General features: G+C 64.4%; 17 protein-coding genes. 8 read left to right on the forward strand and 9 right to left on the reverse strand.

Going from position 1 to position 16,929, the window contains the following annotated elements:
- Positions 1 to 324 precede the first annotated feature (324 nt).
- The 7 genes from CAL19_RS19950 to proC all read right to left on the reverse strand — a co-directional run bounded on the left by CAL19_RS19950 (position 325) and on the right by proC (position 6,869).
- Positions 325 to 624 (reverse strand): transposase, encoded by a 300-nt coding sequence (locus CAL19_RS19950; protein ID WP_094796496.1) that lies wholly within the window; start codon positions 622 to 624, stop codon positions 325 to 327.
- A 391-nt stretch (positions 625 to 1,015) separates the two neighbouring features.
- The gene (locus CAL19_RS07970) at positions 1,016 to 2,104 is read right to left on the reverse strand and encodes a sn-glycerol-3-phosphate import ATP-binding protein UgpC (protein WP_026641332.1); all 1,089 of its coding nucleotides are present in this window, start codon (positions 2,102 to 2,104) and stop codon (positions 1,016 to 1,018) included.
- A gap of 36 nt (positions 2,105 to 2,140) precedes the next feature.
- A complete protein-coding gene (gene ugpE / locus CAL19_RS07975; RefSeq protein WP_026641333.1) occupies positions 2,141 to 2,968 on the reverse strand; it encodes a sn-glycerol-3-phosphate ABC transporter permease UgpE in 828 nt (275 codons plus the stop codon).
- A 17-nt stretch (positions 2,969 to 2,985) separates the two neighbouring features.
- Positions 2,986 to 3,867 (reverse strand): sn-glycerol-3-phosphate ABC transporter permease UgpA, encoded by an 882-nt coding sequence (gene ugpA, locus CAL19_RS07980; RefSeq protein ID WP_026641334.1) that lies wholly within the window; start codon positions 3,865 to 3,867, stop codon positions 2,986 to 2,988.
- A gap of 99 nt (positions 3,868 to 3,966) precedes the next feature.
- Positions 3,967 to 5,280, reverse strand: coding sequence for a sn-glycerol-3-phosphate ABC transporter substrate-binding protein UgpB (gene ugpB, locus CAL19_RS07985; RefSeq protein ID WP_026641335.1), 1,314 nt, complete (start codon positions 5,278 to 5,280; stop codon positions 3,967 to 3,969).
- Positions 5,281 to 5,472: 192 nt separating this feature from the next.
- Positions 5,473 to 6,039, reverse strand: a complete 567-nt coding sequence (locus CAL19_RS07990) for a queuosine precursor transporter (RefSeq protein ID WP_026641336.1) — start codon at positions 6,037 to 6,039, stop codon at positions 5,473 to 5,475.
- Positions 6,036 to 6,869 (reverse strand): pyrroline-5-carboxylate reductase, encoded by an 834-nt coding sequence (proC, locus tag CAL19_RS07995; protein WP_094796497.1) that lies wholly within the window; start codon positions 6,867 to 6,869, stop codon positions 6,036 to 6,038. The genes CAL19_RS07990 and proC overlap by 4 nt, the downstream gene beginning before the upstream one ends.
- Before the next feature lie 523 nt (positions 6,870 to 7,392).
- Between proC and CAL19_RS08000 the strand changes: the two genes are divergently transcribed.
- From CAL19_RS08000 to CAL19_RS08030, 7 genes are all read left to right on the forward strand, one after another.
- Positions 7,393 to 8,508 (forward strand): branched-chain amino acid ABC transporter substrate-binding protein, encoded by a 1,116-nt coding sequence (locus tag CAL19_RS08000; protein ID WP_026641338.1) that lies wholly within the window; start codon positions 7,393 to 7,395, stop codon positions 8,506 to 8,508.
- Positions 8,509 to 8,615: 107 nt separating this feature from the next.
- Positions 8,616 to 9,542 (forward strand): high-affinity branched-chain amino acid ABC transporter permease LivH, encoded by a 927-nt coding sequence (gene livH / locus CAL19_RS08005; protein WP_026641339.1) that lies wholly within the window; start codon positions 8,616 to 8,618, stop codon positions 9,540 to 9,542.
- Positions 9,542 to 10,777 (forward strand): high-affinity branched-chain amino acid ABC transporter permease LivM, encoded by a 1,236-nt coding sequence (locus CAL19_RS08010; protein WP_026641340.1) that lies wholly within the window; start codon positions 9,542 to 9,544, stop codon positions 10,775 to 10,777. Before livH ends, CAL19_RS08010 begins: the two co-directional genes overlap by 1 nt.
- A complete protein-coding gene (gene livG, locus CAL19_RS08015; protein ID WP_026641341.1) occupies positions 10,774 to 11,541 on the forward strand; it encodes a high-affinity branched-chain amino acid ABC transporter ATP-binding protein LivG in 768 nt (255 codons plus the stop codon). Before CAL19_RS08010 ends, livG begins: the two co-directional genes overlap by 4 nt.
- Complete coding sequence (locus CAL19_RS08020) at positions 11,541 to 12,242, forward strand: ABC transporter ATP-binding protein (protein WP_026641342.1); 702 nt, start codon at positions 11,541 to 11,543, stop codon at positions 12,240 to 12,242. Before livG ends, CAL19_RS08020 begins: the two co-directional genes overlap by 1 nt.
- A gap of 439 nt (positions 12,243 to 12,681) precedes the next feature.
- Positions 12,682 to 13,866, forward strand: coding sequence for a PQQ-dependent sugar dehydrogenase (locus tag CAL19_RS08025; RefSeq protein WP_094796498.1), 1,185 nt, complete (start codon positions 12,682 to 12,684; stop codon positions 13,864 to 13,866).
- The gene (locus tag CAL19_RS08030) at positions 13,863 to 14,501 is read left to right on the forward strand and encodes a glutathione S-transferase family protein (protein WP_026641344.1); all 639 of its coding nucleotides are present in this window, start codon (positions 13,863 to 13,865) and stop codon (positions 14,499 to 14,501) included. The genes CAL19_RS08025 and CAL19_RS08030 overlap by 4 nt, the downstream gene beginning before the upstream one ends.
- A gap of 18 nt (positions 14,502 to 14,519) precedes the next feature.
- On the opposite strand, the gene CAL19_RS08035 is transcribed toward CAL19_RS08030, so the two are convergent.
- A complete protein-coding gene (locus CAL19_RS08035) occupies positions 14,520 to 14,894 on the reverse strand; it encodes a DUF423 domain-containing protein (RefSeq protein WP_094796499.1) in 375 nt (124 codons plus the stop codon).
- Between the two features lie 69 nt (positions 14,895 to 14,963).
- Positions 14,964 to 15,914 (reverse strand): arginase, encoded by a 951-nt coding sequence (rocF, locus tag CAL19_RS08040; protein ID WP_249276273.1) that lies wholly within the window; start codon positions 15,912 to 15,914, stop codon positions 14,964 to 14,966.
- Positions 15,915 to 16,097: 183 nt separating this feature from the next.
- Between rocF and CAL19_RS08045 the strand changes: the two genes are divergently transcribed.
- Positions 16,098 to 16,907, forward strand: coding sequence for a MetQ/NlpA family ABC transporter substrate-binding protein (locus CAL19_RS08045; RefSeq protein WP_094796747.1), 810 nt, complete (start codon positions 16,098 to 16,100; stop codon positions 16,905 to 16,907).
- Positions 16,908 to 16,929: the final 22 nt, after the last annotated feature.

The following is a 16,929-nucleotide window of genomic DNA, read 5'->3' on the forward strand; positions in this document are numbered from 1 at the left end:
CTGACACCGTGTCGCGGGACGATGTTTCCCGACGCTTTTCGATGGGGCCTAAAGGTAACCGCCGGGGCTCGACGGCAGCCCGCTTTCGACGAAGTGACGATAAGCGGCGCGCCTGCCGGTATCGTCCCGGCCCATGGCCAGATATAGCGCATGGTGGTCCAGCATGTGCTGCGGAGTTACACCCAGTCGTTCCCGATAGCTCGACCACGGGTAGCTCGCCGGCGCTTTGACCAGGCCTGCGCGTACAGGGTTGAGCTCGATATAGCGGCAGCATTCCAGCAGGTATTTTTCCTCGTGTACCGCCCGTGCCTTGAATCGGGCTTCTCAGATCGAGCCGGTGGTGTGTTTTCGTGCGTTCCACCGGCAGGTAGCCGCTCTGGCAAGCCGCTGCATCAAGGCAGACAATGCGCGCGGATCTTGGGTAGGGCTCAGCAGCAGGTGTACATGATTTGGCATCAGGCACCACGCGTGTACGGCGATGCCGAAGTTGCGACTGAACAGGCGTAGGTTATTCAAGTAGGCGCGGTGATCGCCCGCCGACTCGAATACGATCTGGCGCCTGTGGCCGCGCTGAACGATGTGATAAGGAAGATTTGCGATGAGCAGGCGGGGAGGTCTCGGCATGGGATGGCAACGGCGTGGACGAAGACCGACGATACCTATGCCAGTGGCTATAGCAAGACGAGGGATGGCGCTTTTGCCAGAGTGCAGTTGAGGCGCGTGGGTGCATGGGGTGGTGTCTGACACCCTTCGGGAGTCAGACACCGAGGGAAAGGGGGCGTGTTTGGGGGTGGTGCGGGCGGCGGTGGTGTCTGACACCCTTCGGGAGTCAGACACCGAGGGAATGGGGGCGTGTTCTGGTGTGGTGACGGGAGGCGAGGGCGGTGTCTGACTCCCGAAGGGTGTCAGACACCTGTGGCGCGTTACCGCGTCGTTGCCGCGCGTGGCGCGGGTGCCTGTTGTAGCCGAGGCCGGCGGGTCGCCATAGGTGGGTCGGCCGGGAGCCGGCCGGGGGTCAGGTGTCCTGGACGCGGCGGCCGGTGTCGGGTTCGAACCAATGCAGCGGGTGGCGGCCGTCGGGGCCTATGCTGATCTGGTCGCCGGGCCTGGCGGGCATTTCGGCCAGTTGGCGGGTAGAGCAGCGCACGACGACGGCGCTCTGGCCGCAACGGCAGTGCACCAACTGCTCGGAGCCCAGTGTCTCGACCATTTCGACTTCGGCCTTCAGGCCTTGCGCGTTGAGCAGCATGTGCTCGGGCCGCATGCCCAGGATGGCCGGGCGGCCCCGCACCTGGGCGGGCACTTGCAAGGGGGAAATATCCAGCGCGGCGCCGTCGGACGTCTGCAGGGTGCCGTCGCCGCCTACGTTGACGGGCAGCAGGTTCATGGGTGGCGAACCGATGAAGCCCGCCACAAAAGTGGAGGCAGGCCGTTCGAACACTTCCATGGGCGTGCCGATCTGCTCGGGCACGCCCTGGTGCATGACGATCATGCGGTGCGCCAGCGTCATGGCTTCGACCTGGTCGTGCGTCACGTACAGGCTGGTGGTGCCCAGGCGGCGATGGAGCTTGAGAATTTCCAGCCGCATGGCGACACGCAGCTTCGCGTCCAGGTTCGACAGCGGCTCGTCGAACAGGAAGACCTTGGGTTCGCGCACGATGGCGCGGCCCATGGCGACGCGCTGGCGCTGGCCGCCCGACAATTGGCGCGGGCGGCGCTCCAGCAACTGGTCCAGTTCAAGAATCTGCGCCGCGGCCTGCACGCGCTTGCGGATGTCTTCTTTGGAAAACTTGCGGATCTTGAGCCCGTACGCCATGTTGTCGAACACGCTCATGTGCGGGTACAGGGCGTAATTCTGGAACACCATGGCGATGTCGCGCTCGGCGGGCTCGAGATCGTTCACGACCTTGTCGTCGATCAGGATTTCGCCGCTGGTGACGGTTTCCAGGCCGGCCACCATGCGCATCAGCGTGGATTTGCCGCAGCCCGACGGGCCCACGATCACGATAAATTCGCCGTCGCGGACGTCGGCGTCGATGCCGTGGATGACGGCTACGTTGCCGGCATAGGTTTTCTTGACGTTGCGAAAGCTGAGAGTAGCCATGGATTGATCTTTTGCGTGGGCGAGGCGGCGAGGGCGCTACTTTTCAGTGTCGACCAGGCCCTTGACGAACCATTTCTGCATCAGGATGACGACCAGCGCGGGCGGAACCATGGCCAGCATGGCCGTGGCCATGGTGATGTTCCACTCGGTGACGCTGTCGCCTCCGCTGATCATGCGCTTGATGCCGATGACCACGGGGTACATGTTCTCCTGGGTGGTGATCAGCAGCGGCCAGAGATACTGATTCCAGCCATAGATGAACTGGATGACGAACAGCGCGGCGATACTGGTGCGCGACAGGGGCAGCAGCACGTCGCGGAAGAAGCGCAAGGGGCCGGCGCCATCGATGCGGGCGGCCTCTACCAGCTCGTCCGGAACGGTCAGGAAGAACTGGCGGAACAGGAACGTGGCGGTGGCCGAAGCAATGAGCGGCAGCGTAAGGCCCGCGTAGCTGTTCAGCATGCCCAGGTCCGCCACCACTTTGTAGGTAGGGGCGATACGCACTTCTACCGGCAGCATCAGGGTGACGAAGATCATCCAGAAAAAGAACATGCGCCCGGGGAAGCGAAAATACACCACGGCAAAGGCCGACAGCAACGAAATGGCGATCTTGCCGATGGAAATCACCAGAGCCATGATCAGGCTGACATACAGCATGCGCCCCACGCCGGCGTTGGCGAGGGCGCGCGCATAGTTGTCGGCGAAGTGCGGCCCCGGCAGCAGCGACATCGGGGCGGCCGCGACTTCCTGCGCGGTTTGTGTCGACGCGACGAAGGTGACGTACAGCGGAAACGCCACCAGCGCCACGCCGCACAACAGGATCGCGTGAGCCAGAATATCGAGCCAGGGACGGCGTTCAACCATGGTCGGGAGCCTTTGTATCAGTACTGCACTTTGCGGTCGATGTAGCGGAACTGCGCCACGGTAAGGGTGACGACGATGGCCATCAGCACCACCGACTGCGCGGCCGACGACCCCAGATCCAGCCCGTGGAAGGCATCGCTATACACCTTGTAGACCAGGATGGAGGTGGCCGTGCCGGGCCCGCCCTGCGTAGTGGTGTCGACGATGGCGAACGTATCGAAGAACGCATAGATGATGTTGACCACCAGCAGGAAGAACGTGGTGGGCGACAGCAATGGAAACACGATGGTCCAGAAGCGCCGCGCCGGCGAGGCGCCGTCGATGGCGGCGGCTTCGATCAGTGACCGTGGAATGGATTGCAGACCGGCCAGGAAGAACAGGAAGTTGTACGAGATCTGCTTCCAGATGGCCGCGATGACCACCAGGGTCAGGGCCTGGCCGCCATCCAGCCGGGGATTCCAGCCCACCCCCACCTGGTGCAGCGCAACCGCCAGGATGCCCACGGACGGCGAGAACAGGAAAAGCCACAGCACGCCCACCACGGCCGGTGCGACGGCGTACGGCCATATCAGCAGCGTTTTATAGAGCCCGGCGCCACGCATGACGCGGTCGGCCATGACCGCCAGCAGCAGCGATACGGCCAGGCCCACGAAGGCCACCAGCACCGAGAAGACGGCCGTCACGCGGAACGAGTCCAGGTAATCGGGTTGCCGGAACAAATCGATGAAGTTGGCCAGGCCGACGAATTCAGACGACAGGCCGAAGGCGTCCTGCAGTTGCATGGACTGCCACATGGCCTGGCCGGCGGGCCAGAAGAAAAACACCAGCGTCACGGCAATCTGTGGCGCAAGCAGCAAATAGGGCAGGGTCTTGTGCCGGAAGACAACGCGTTTTTCCATGGATGTTCGCCGGTGTGAAACAGCGGCGGCGCGCCGCGCCGCCTTGCTGCATGCCGGGTGCAGCCGCCGCCCGGGACGGGGCCGGCGGCGCACCTTGGCTTACTTGATGCTCTTTTCGAACTTCTCGAGCAGTTCGTTACCGCGCGACACCATGGTCTTGACGCTGTCCTGGGCGCTGGCCTTGCCGGACATGATGCGTTCGATCTCCTGGTCTTCGATTTCGCGGATCTGCGGCAAGAAGCCCAGGCGCAAGCCGCGCGATTGCGCGGTGGTTTCGACGTTGAGCTGCTGTACGCCCACTTCGGTGCCGGGGTTCTTGTCGTAGAAACCTTGCTTCTTGGTAAGTTCGTAGGCCGCCTTGGTGACGGGCACGTAGCCGGTCTGCTGGTGCCAGCGGGCGGCGATTTCCGGGCTGGCCAGGAAATGGAAGAACTTGGTCACGCCCTTGTAGACTTCGGGCTTCTTGTTGGCGAACACCCACAGAGACGCGCCGCCGATGATGGTGTTCTGCGGGGCGCCGGACACGTCTGCGTAGTAGGGCAGCGTGGACGTGCCGAATTCGAACTTGGCGTTCTTCGAGATATTGGCGCGCAAGCCGCTCGAGCCGGTGATCATGGCGCACTTGCCGCCGATGAACAGCGAGTTGGGCTGGTCGCCGCGCCCGCCGTACATGAAGATGCCTTCTTTGGCGAGCTTGGCCAGGTTGTCCAGGTGCCGTACGTGCAGGGGCGTATCGAAGGCCAGGCGCGCGTTGAGCCCGCCGAAGCCGTTGTCTTCGGTGGCGTAGGGCACGTTGTGCCAGGCCGAAAAGGTTTCGAGTTGCACCCACGACGGCCACGACGTGGTGTAGCCGCATTCCTGTCCGGCGGCCTTGAGTTTCTGTCCGGCTGCGGCCAGTTCTTCCCAGGTCTTGGGCGGTTTTTCGGGGTCGAGGCCGGCTTTCTTGAAGGCGTCTTTGTTGTAGTAGAAGACGACCGTCGAGCTGTTGAACGGCATCGAGATCAGCTTGCCGTCGCGCGACGAGTAGTATCCGGCCACTGCGCCGATGAAGGCCTTGGGATCGAGCGGTTCGCCGGCTTCTTCGGACATCTGTTGCACCGGCTTGATGGCGCCCCGGGCGTACATCATCGTGGCGGTGCCCACTTCGAACACCTGCAGGATGTCGGGGGCGTTGCCGGCGCGGAACGCGGCGATGCCGGCGTTCATGGATTCGCCGTAATTGCCTTTATATACGGCGTTGATCTTGTAGTCGGAGTTTTTCTGGTTGAACTCCTGGACGAGCTCGTTGACGCGCTCGCCCAGCGCGCCTTCCATGGAGTGCCAGAACTGGATCTCGGTGACGGCCTGGGCGGATGTGGCGGCAAAAGCCGCGCACAGGGCTGCTACGGTCAAGGCTAAGCGGTGCGATCGCATGGAAGGTCCTCCAGTTTGCGTTGCCACGGGCAGCGTATCTGCCATGGAAAACACGACACCTTATGTACGGTATATGACAAAGTCGTGACTTTTACATCACAGGCTAGCGCTGTCAAATACTGACAGCGTACGTCAAGCCTGCGGATTCAGGCGTGTTGGAAAGTATCGGGATCGGGCAGTGGCGGGGCCGGCTCAGCGGGCGGGGTGTTGCAGGGTGGCCGGGCGCGCCAGGTTCCACATCAACGCCCGGAACGGCGCCAGCATGCCGAGGTTGACGGCCAGCTTGATGGCCAGGTCGCCCAGCATCCAGGTGACCCACGGCGTGCCGGTGGCGGCGAAGGCCACGCTGAAGAATACGGCCGTATCGAGCACGGCACCCACAGTTCCCGACAGCAAGGGGGCCTGCCACCAGCGCCGCTCGCGAAGGCGGTCGAAAACCTGGATGTCGGCCAGTTGGGCGCAAATATAGGCCAGGCCCGATGCCATCGCGATGCGCGGCGAGGCCACCCATACCGACACCACCAGCGCGGCGCCGAAACCTACCCAGGCGACGCGCCGCGCCGCCGCAGGCCCGAACCGGCGGTTGAGCACGTCGGTGACAAGGAAGGCCACGGGATACGAAAGCCCGCCCCAGGTGAGCCAGTCGTTCAGCGGCACCTGGACCAGGATATTGGAGCCGACCACGATCAGCCCCATGCAGAACACCGCCACGGCATACTGCCGCGCGGTCATGGGCTGGAAGTCGTGGGATCGGGTCATTTGCCGAATTCGCTGGCCAGCTCGCGCGAGCGTTGCGCGGCCGCGTGCAAGGCGCGTTCTACCACGGCCGGCAGATCGGCCTGCTGGAGGACTTGCAGCGCCGCTGCGGTGGTACCCCCCTTGGAGGTAACCCGTTCGCGCAGCAGGGAGGGCGGATCGTCGGATTGTGCGGCCAGCCGGGTGGCGCCCGCCAGGGTGCCCAGGGCGAGCTGGCGCGCCTGGTCGGGGGTCAGGCCCACGGAGACGCCGCCCGCGATCAGGGCTTCCAGGAACAGGAATACGTAGGCAGGGCCGCTGCCCGACAGGGCGGTGACGGCGTCCAGCGCGGCGTCATCCTGAACCCATACGACCTGGCCTACGGAGCCCAGCAGTTCTTCGGCCAGCTTGCGGCCGGCGCTGTCCACGCCCGGCAGGGCGGCCAAGCCGGTGACACCGGCGCCCACCAGGGCGGGTGTGTTGGGCATGCAGCGCACCAGATTGCGCCAGGGGTCGTCAGGCGTGCCCAGCCAGCCTGCGAGCGTGTCCGCGCGTATGCCGGCGGCCACGCTGATGACCAGGGTGCCGGGTTGCAGCCAGGGGCGGGTTGCGGCCACCGCGTCGCGCAGTTGCTGGGGTTTGACCGCGTATATCCATACGTTGCAGCGCTGCAGTGTTGCGTCCGGCGTTGCTGAGGCTGTGGCCCCACGGGCGCGCCAGCTTTCCTGCACGTCGGGGCTGGGGTCGAGGGCGTGCAGGTTGCCCGCCGGGCAGGTCCTGCCGGCCAGGCCGGCCGCCAGCGCCGTAGCCATATTGCCGCCGCCAATAAAGGCGATAGAGATCTGAGAGTCCATGGGACGCAATTGTAGCCGCCGGCAGCCGCGCGGCGTGGGTGGCCCGAGCAGCGTGTCGCCGGTTCGGTGTCTGACACCTTGGGGTGTCAGACACCCTTGTGGGGAGGGCGGTGCTGGGTCGGGCGGTGTCTGACACCTTGGGGTGTCAGACACCCTGGTGCGGAGGCGGTGCTGGTTCGGGTGGTGTCTGACACCTTGGGGTGTCAGACACCCAACTTCGGGGCAGGGACGGGGACGGTTTGCGGCGCTTGTTACGGGGGAAATCGTGTGTACGGGGCTGTGTACATGGAGCGCTGCGCCGGGCGGTTTTTGCAATTTTTGCGTCGACAGCGTCCCTATTTATTGATGGATCCCGAAATATTGGGGAATACACGCAGTGACACCGCAAGGTCGTGCTTTCAGAATACCGCCCACGCTGTACTTTTGCCCAAGAAGCCGGCAATGGTCGCATCGGGCCGCCAGGCACCCCCCAGCGCCTCCGCTACCGGCCAAAGCTGTCCATCCCTATCGCTGGAGAATCCGAATGAAGCTTCTGCAACGCGTTACCCCAGTCGCCATGGCTTTTGGGGCGCTGCTCCTGGCCGGCGCGGCCCAGGCGGCCGATACGATCAAGATCGGCATCCCGCAGCCCATGACCGGGCCCAACACCCAATACGGGACGCAGATCCAGGCCGGCGCGCTGACTGCTATCGAAACCATCAACGCCCAAGGGGGCGTCAAAGGCAAGAAGCTCGAACCCATTCTTATTGACGATGGCTGCGAACCCAAGCAGGCCGTGCCCGCGGCCAACCGCGTGGTCAATTCGGGAGCCAAGTTCGCCGTGGCGCACGCCTGCTCGGGCGTGACCGTGCCGGCGGTGAACGTCTACGAACAAGAAGGCATCGTGGCCATTACCCCGGGCGCCACCTCGCCGCTGGTTACCGACACCACCAAACCGCACTTCTTCTTCCGCACCATTGGCCGCGACGACCAGCAAGGCCCGTTTGCCGCGCGTTATATCGCCAACACGCTCAAGCCGCAGAAAGTCGCGGTGCTGCATGACAAGCAGACGTACGGCTCGGGCGTGGCCACCCAGGTGAAGGATTCGCTGGAAAAGAACAAGGTCAACGTCGTGATGTTCGAAGGCATCAACGTTGGCGACAGCGATTATTCGGCCGTGATCACCAAGCTCAAGAGCGCGGGTGTGGACCTGGTGTATTTCGGCGGCTACCACCCGGAACTGGGCCTGCTGCTGCGCCAGTCGCGTGAACAGGGCCTGGATGTGCAGTTCATGGGCCCTGAAGGCACCGCCAACCAGGACCTGGTTGCCATCGCCGGCCCGGCCATCGACGGCCTGCTGGTGACGCTGCCGTCCGACTTCACCAAGCTGCCCGGCAACGAAGGCATCGTCAAAGCCTTCCGTGACGCCAAGCGCGATCCCGATGGCGCGTTCCAGATGCCCGCCTATGCCGCCGTGCAGATCCTGGCCAAGAGCATCGACGCCGTGGGCGAAGACCCCGCCAAGGTCGCAGACTACATGCACAAGACCGCCTTCGACACCGCCATCGGCAAAGTCGAGTACGACGCCAAGGGCGACCTGAAGGACTTTGAATTCGCCGTCTTCAAGTGGGACAAAGACGGCAAGAAGACCCAGCTGTAAACTCGCGCCGTCCCGGCCATCCGCCGGGACTTGTTCGCACGCCCAGGTTTCCGGCTCCGGGTCGTTCTACCGGAGCCGGAACCATTTGGAGCATAGGTATTCCATCCATGTCAGACCTTATCCCTCAACTTACCCAGCAGGTCTTCAATGGCCTTTCGCTGGGCGCGATCTACGCGCTGATCGCCATCGGCTACACGATGGTCTACGGCATCATCGGTATGATCAACTTTGCCCACGGCGAGATCTACATGATCGGCGCCTACGTGGGCCTGGTAACCCTGACCGCCATCGGCACCAATAGCGGGTTGCCCCTGCCATTCCTGATCGCGGCGATGCTGCTCGTTGCGATAGCCGTCACGGGCGTGTATGGGTTCAGCGTCGAGCGCGTGGCCTACCGCCCCGTGCGCGGCAGCCAGCGTCTGGTGGCATTGATTTCCGCCATCGGCATGTCGATTTTCCTGCAGAACTGGGTGGCCCTGGGCCAAGGCGCGCGAGACATGGCCGTGCCTTCGCTGATTTCCGGCTCGCTGCAGTTCCAGATGGGCTCGGAGTTCGACGTGACGCTGCCGTATTCACGCATGATGATCATCGTGGTCACCGTGCTGCTGATGGTGGCGCTGTGGTTATTCATCAAGCATTCGCGCATGGGCCGGGCGTCGCGCGCCTGCTCGCAGGACATGCACATGGCGAACCTGCTGGGCATCGACACCAACCGGGTGATTTCTTTCACCTTCATATTGGGCGCCATGCTGGCGGCCGTGGGGGGCGTGCTCATCGCCATCACGATCGGCAAGCTCAACCCGTTCATCGGCTTCCTGGCCGGCATCAAGGCGTTTACCGCCGCAGTGCTGGGCGGTATCGGCAGCATTCCCGGCGCGATGCTGGGCGGAGTGCTGCTGGGGCTGGCCGAGACGCTGGCCGCAGCATATATCTCGTCCCAATACAAAGACATTGTGGCGTTTTCGCTGCTGGTGCTGATCCTGCTGTTCCGTCCTTCCGGACTGCTCGGCAAACCTGAGGTGGAAAAAGTCTGATGGCCAACCACACCCTAAAGAACGCGACGATGGCGGCCGTGCTGACGGCCATCATCGTCATGCCGGTGTTCGGGCTGCAGCTGGTTCGCCAGGGCGCTCGCACCCATCTGGAAGCCCACTGGGAGATGGTGGCCCTGGCTGCCGCAGTGGTGTTTGTTTTTCAACTGGTGCGCCCTTGGCTGGCCAAGCCCTTCCAGCGGCTCAAGACCAGCATTCCCGTGTTGCCGGCAGCGCCTGCCAAGGGCAATAAGTGGATCATCGCGCTGCTGATCCTGGCGGCCGTGGTCTGGCCGTTTTTCAGCGGCCGCAGCTCGGTCGACATCGCCACCCTGGTGCTGATCTACGTCATGCTGGGGCTGGGCCTGAATATCGTGGTGGGCTTTGCCGGCCTGCTGGATCTTGGTTTTGTCGGCTTTTACGCGGTGGGCGCCTATACGTATGCGCTGCTGTATCACTGGGCTGACTGGGGGTTCTGGCAAGCCTTGCCGCTGGCAGGCGCCATGGCGGCACTGTTCGGGTTCCTGCTGGGCTTCCCAGTATTGCGCCTGCGCGGCGACTACCTTGCCATCGTGACGCTGGGCTTTGGCGAGATCATCCGCCTGCTGCTCATCAACCTGAACTTCATCACGGGCGGCCCGGATGGCATCTCGGGCATTCCCAAGCCCACCGTGTTCGGCATGGAAATGTCGCGCCGCGCCAGCGAAGAGGGCGGGCGTACCTTCCACGACATCATGGGATGGACGTTCGACAACCAGCACATGGTGAACTATCTGTACCTGATGGCGCTGGCGCTGGCCTTGCTGACGCTGTTCGTATCCACGCGGCTGATCCGCATGCCGGTCGGGCGCGCATGGGAAGCTTTGCGTGAAGACGAGATCGCATGCCGCTCGCTGGGCCTGAACCCCACGCGCATCAAGCTGTCGGCGTTTACGCTGGGCGCGATGTTCGCGGGCTTTGGCGGCGCGTTCTTCGCGGCGCGGCAGGGCATGGTCAACCCCGAATCGTTCACCTTCATCGAGTCGGCGCTGATTCTGGCCATTGTGGTGCTGGGCGGCATGGGCTCCCAGGTGGGCGTGATTCTGGCCGCGATTCTGCTGACCGTGTTGCCGGAAGTGGCGCGCGAGTTTGCCGAATATCGGATGCTGATTTTCGGCCTGGTGATGGTGCTGATGATGATGTGGCGTCCACAAGGGCTGTTGCCCATGAAGCGTCCCCATGTGGAGCTGGCCAAATGAGCGAAGTATTGTTGAAAGTAGCCGGGCTGAGCATGCGGTTCGGCGGCCTGCTGGCCGTCGACGGCGTGGGGTTCGAGGTGCGCCGCGACGAAGTCTTCGCCATTATCGGCCCCAACGGCGCGGGCAAGACGACGGTGTTCAACTGCGTGGGCGGCTTTTATAAGCCCACCGCCGGCGAGATCGTCATGGACGATAAGCCGATCACCGGCTTGCCCAGCCACAAAGTGGCCCGCCACGGATTGGTTCGCACCTTCCAGAACGTGCGCCTCTTCAAGCAGCTGACGGTGCTGGAAAACCTGCTGGTGGCGCAGCACACGCAGGTGGAGTCGCGCCTGCTGCCCGGCCTGCTCAAGCTGAAGTCGTACCGCGAATCAGAAGACGCGGCGTTGGCGCGGGCTGCGCACTGGCTCGATTTTATGGGCCTGCGCGAATACGCCAACCGCGAGGCAGGCTATCTGGCCTATGGCCACCAGCGGCGGCTGGAGATCGCGCGGTGCATGATCACCAAGCCGCGCCTGTTGATGCTGGACGAGCCCGCGGCCGGCCTGAACCCGCAGGAAAAACGCGATCTGCAACAGTTGATAGACCAGCTGCGCCGCGAATTCGGCGTGGCGGTTTTGCTGATCGAGCACGATATGAGCCTGATCATGGGTATATCCGACCGGATCCTGGTCATGGAACATGGCAAGCCGATCACCACGGGCACGCCCGAGCAGGTGCGCAGTGACGAGCGCGTCATCAAGGCGTACCTGGGGGAAGAATGATGCTGAAGCTGGACAACATCCATACGTATTACGGCGCCATCCAGGCCTTGAATGGCGTGTCGGTAGAAGTCAACAAGGGCGAGATCGTGACGCTGATCGGCGCCAACGGGGCCGGCAAGACCACGCTGCTGATGACGGTGTGCGGCAACCCGCGCGCGCGTGAAGGCACGATCACCTTCGAGGGCGAAGACATTACCCGCAAGGAAACGCACCACATCATGCGTTCGGGTATTGCCATATCGCCAGAGGGCCGGCGCGTGTTCAAGGATCTGACGGTGTCCGAGAACCTGATGATGGGCGGGTTTTTCGCGAGCCGCGATGCTATCCAGGCGGGCCTGGAGCACGTGTACGGCCTGTTCCCGCGCCTGAAAGAGCGGGCCAACCAGCGCGCAGGCCTGATGTCGGGTGGCGAACAGCAGATGCTGGCCATCGGACGCGCGCTGATGACGCAACCCAAGCTGCTGCTGCTGGATGAGCCTACGCTGGGGCTTGCGCCTTTGATCATCGCGCAGATCTTCGACATCATCCGCACCATCCGCGAGCAGGGCGTCACCGTGTTCCTGGTGGAACAGAACGCCCACAAGGCGCTGCAGGTCGCCGACCGTGGCTATGTGCTGGAAAACGGCCGGGTGGTGCTGCAGGACTCCGGCGCCAACCTGCTGGCCAACGACGCGGTACGCAAGGCATACCTGGGCGGCTGACGGCGTCGGCCGCTGGTTCCTTTGGTGTCTGACACCCTTCGGGAGTCAGACACCTGGGGCGAGGGGGGTGATGCCGTGTTGGTGTCTGACACCCTTTGGGAGTCAGACACCTGGGGCGAGGGGGGTGATGCCGTGTTGGTGTCTGACACCCTTTGGGAGTCAGACACCTGGGGCGAGGGGTGGTGAGGCCGTGTGGGTGTCTGACACCCTTCGGGAGTCAGACACCTGGGGCGAGGGGTGGTGAGGCCGTGTTGGTGTCTGACACCCTTCGGGAGTCAGACACCTGGGCGAGGGGGGATGCCGTGTTGGTGTCTGACTCCCGAAGGGAGTCAGACACCTGGGCGCGAGGGGCCTGGGGTCTCTGACACGTTTTGTCGCGCGATGTGGTGGGGGGCATGTAGTACAGTTTCAGGGCCCCATGCACGCTGCGAGGTGCTTCATGTCGAGATTTTCATCTTGCCGGGCCTGGCCCCGGTTCGTGGCGTCCGCCGCCGGATTGGCCGTGTTGCTGGCGGGCGGTGCGCCCGTCGGGGCCCAGACGCAGGCGCCCGAACCTGTGCGGGCCCAAGCCCGGGTAACCACCTTGGCCAAAGGCCTGGAACATCCGTGGTCGCTGGCGTTTCTGCCGGGCGGCGGCATGCTGATCACCGAGCGTGCCGGACGCTTGCGGCATTGGGATGCCCAGGCCGGCCTGTCTCAGCCGTTGTCGGGCCTGCCCGAGGTTCATGCAAGCGGGCAGGGTGGCCTTCTGGATGTGGTGCTGTCGCCCGACTTCGAGCAGGACCGCCTGGTGTATCTGTCGTACGCCGAGTCCGATGGCGACCGCAGCGGCACGGCGGTGGGCCGCGGCCGCTTGTCTGCCGATGCGCGCGGCCTGGAAGACTTCACGGTGGTTTTCCGCCAGGAACCCAAGTTATCCAGCGGCCAGCACTATGGCGGCAGGATGCTGTTCGGCAAGGATGGCCTGCTGTACATCGCGCTGGGCGAGAACAACCGCCGGCCGACCGCGCAAGACCTGGACAAGTTGCAGGGCAAGATTGTGCGCATCCACCCCGACGGCCAAGTGCCGCGCGACAACCCGTTCGCGCGCCGGGCCGGCGCGCGCGCCGAGATCTGGACGTACGGCATGCGCAATCCGCAAGGTATGGCGCTGAACCCCTGGACGGGCGAACTATGGGAACACGAGCACGGGCCGCGCGGCGGCGACGAAATCAATATCGTGCAGCCGGGCCTTAACTACGGCTGGCCGCTGGCCACGCACGGCATCAATTATTCCGGCTTTGCCATCCCGGAAGCCAAGGGAACGAGCCAGCCCGGCATGCAGGGCCCGCTGTACTGGTGGAAGAAATCCCCGGCCATCAGCGGCATGGCTTTTTACGACGCCGACCGCTATCCCGAATGGCGGGAATCGCTGTTCATCGGCGCCCTGGGCGGCCAGGAACTGATCCGCCTGCAACTGCGGGGCGGCAAGGAAATCATCGCAGAGGAACGCTTGCTGCACGACCTGAACGCGCGCATACGCGATGTGCGCCAGGGGCCGGATGGCGAAGTGTACGTCTTGACCGACGCGGGTGACGGCGCGCTGTTGCGCGTGGCCCCCGCCACACAGGAAGGCAGGCAATGAGCACCTACGAGCTTATCGGATCGCGCGGCTGTGGTTCGGCGATCATAGAAATGGCGCTGGACCTGGCCGCTATCCCGTACACAGTGACCGACTTGCCGTACCTGAAGCCCGGGCCCGGCCGGGACCGGTTGCTGCGCCTGAACGCGACGGGGCAGGTTCCCACCCTGGTATTGCCCGGTGGAGAAGTAATGACGGAAAGCGCGGCGATGGTACTGCACATCAGCGATGTCGCGCCCGGAGCGGGCCTGGTGCCGCCTTCGGACAGCACCGACCGGCAGCGGTTCTGGCATTTGCTGATGCGCATCGTGGGCGCGGTATATCCCACGTTCACGTATGCGGACGAGCCAGCCAAATGGACGACTCCGGGCGACCCCGCGGAACTGCTGCGCACGCGCGTGCATACCCGGCGCGCCGAGCTATGGCAAGAAATAGACCGCCTGGCGGGGGCGCCCCATGCGCTGGGGCGCCGGTTCAGCGCGCTGGATCTGTATATATCGGTGATGATACGTTGGCGTCCGGGGCCGGCCTGGTTCAAGGAAAACTGCCCCGCGCTGTATGCGATTGCCGAGCAGGCGGCCGCGCAGCCCGACGTGGGCAAGGTGCTGGCGCGCCATTTCGACCCGCCCCTGGAGTAGCAAGGCCCCGCCCAGGCGTCAGGCGGACCGCCACGCCGCCCAGGCGACCATGCCCCAGGCCAGCAGAAATGCCACGCCGCCCAGCGGCGTGATGGCGCCCAGCCACCGCGTGCCGGTGCTTGCCAGCAGGTAAAGGCTGCCGCTGAAAAGCACGATGCCGGCAAACATGACCACCCCGGCGGTGGACAGCAGCGCCGAGCCGAAACGCGCACCCAGCAGAACCACGACGAACAAGCCCAGTGCGTGGACCAGGTGATACAGCACGCCCGTCTGCCAGACAGCCAGCAAATCGGGAGACAGTACCCGCTTGAGTCCATGCGCCCCGAACGCGCCCGCGCCCACGGCGGCGATCATGTTCAGCGCGGCGAGGATGGTGAGTTGTCGGTCGGTCATGTGATTTCCTTGGTATGTGCGGTACAGGGGCGGGGCGGCATGCCGTACAGCGTGCCCGCGCCCGCGGGATTATCGATTGCGCCGGATCAGGGTGGACTTGCCGAAGAGGCTTTGCGCGAGTTCGGTGGCCAGAACGGCGGTTTTGTTGCGCACGTCCAGCGCGGGATTGAGTTCGACGATATCCAGTGAACCCAGCAGGCCGGTGTCGGCGATCATTTCCATGCACAGCTGGGCTTCGCGATATGTGGGGCCGCCCGGAATGCTGGTTGCAACGGCGGGTGCGATTTCCGGGTCGAGAAAGTCGACGTCGAAGCTCACGTGCAGATGCGTGCCGGGGGCCAGGTCGCCAAGGGCGGCCTCGATGACGGCGCGCATTCCGAGCTCATCGATGGTGCGCATGTCGTATACCTGGATGCCGGCGGCGTCGATCAGTTGCTTTTCGCCTTCGTCGACGCTGCGGATACCGATCTGGCGTATCCAGTCCGGTTGCAGCGCGGGGGCATGGCCCGCCAGCGCAGTCAGGGCCGCCGGCCCGTGGCCGCACAGACAGGCGACCGGCATGCCATGCATATTGCCGGACGGCGTGTGCGCGTGAGTGTTGAAATCGGCATGCGCATCGAACCACAGCACGCGCAACGGTTTGCCCGCGCTTTGGCAATGCCGCGCCACGGCGCTGATCGATCCGATGGCCAGGCAGTGGTCGCCCCCCATCAGCACCGGCAGGCGGCCGCGTCGCAGTTCGGTATGCACGGCGTCATGTACCTGTCTGTTCCAGGCGATCACTTCGGGCAGGTGGCGATGGCCGTCGGCGGGGGGGAGCTCGGGGTTGGCCGGGCCGGGCAGGTTGCCGGCGTCTTCGACGTGGTGCCCCAGCGCGCGCAGCGCCTGGGCCAGCCCTGCGACGCGCAAGGCTTCCGGCCCCATCGACGCGCCGCGCGAGCCGGCGCCTACGTCGGTGGGCGCGCCCAGAAGCGTAATGGCGCGCGACGCGGCAGGGGCAGTCGGGTAGATGCTGGACACGATGGCAGACTCCGGTTCGCCGCGGGGAAAGGCGGCTGGGCTACCGGTATCTTATCGATGTGGATGCGCAGCGCAAGCCGCGACGGGGGAGCCCAGGTCATGCGCAGGGGCATCGGGCGGGTTGGGGCGGCGCTGCGGCACAATGACGGTTTCTGCTTTATCGTCCCGGGGCGTACCTGCATCATGTTCCAGAAACTCACGGCCGGCTTTGCCGCATTGTTGTTCCTGCTGTCGATGGGTGGCGCGGCCGGCGCCGCATCAGAGCGGCCGCTGCGCATAGGCGTCATTCCCAGTGTCGCAAACGAGGCAACGGAAATCGCCATTGCCCAGGCCGGCAAGCAGGGGCTGAAAGTAGAGCTGGTGGAGTTCAGCGACTGGGTCATGCCCAATATTGCCGCTGCCGAGGGTTCGATCGACGCGAATTTCTTCCAGCACGAGCCGTTCTTGCAACTGTTCAACCGCAGCCGGGGCACCAATCTCACGCCCATTGCTTACGGCTATTCCACCACCATAGGTTTGTTTTCCAAGCGGCTGAAACGGGGCGACCCCGTGCCGCAGGGCGCGCGCATTGCAATCCCCAACGACCCGGTCAACGCGGGGCGAGCACTGCTGCTGTTGCAGTCGATGGGCTTGCTGGTGCTGCGCACCGGCGCCGACCATCAGGCCACGATGCAGGACATCGTCGCCAATCCGAAGCAACTGGCGCTGATCCAGGTGGAAGGTTCGCAATCGGCGCGTACGTTCGATGACGTGACCGCGTCGGTGACCTACACGACCTTTGCCAAGCATGCGGGTATCGACGAAAAGGACGGCCTGGCGTTTGACAACACTGACCCGGAAAACGTGCGGCGCTACGCCATCCGGTGGGTGACGCGGCCCGAACAGGCGCAGGATCCGCGTCTGCTTGAGTTCATCCGCATCTATCAGCAGTCGCCGGAGGTCAAGGCAAAGCTGCGCCAGCTGTACGGCGACCTGATTGATTTTCCGTGGTAGCGGCCAGGCCGTGGCCCGGCCC

The organism is Bordetella genomosp. 7, assembly GCF_002261265.1.
Lineage (GTDB): Bacteria > Pseudomonadota > Gammaproteobacteria > Burkholderiales > Burkholderiaceae_B > Bordetella_A.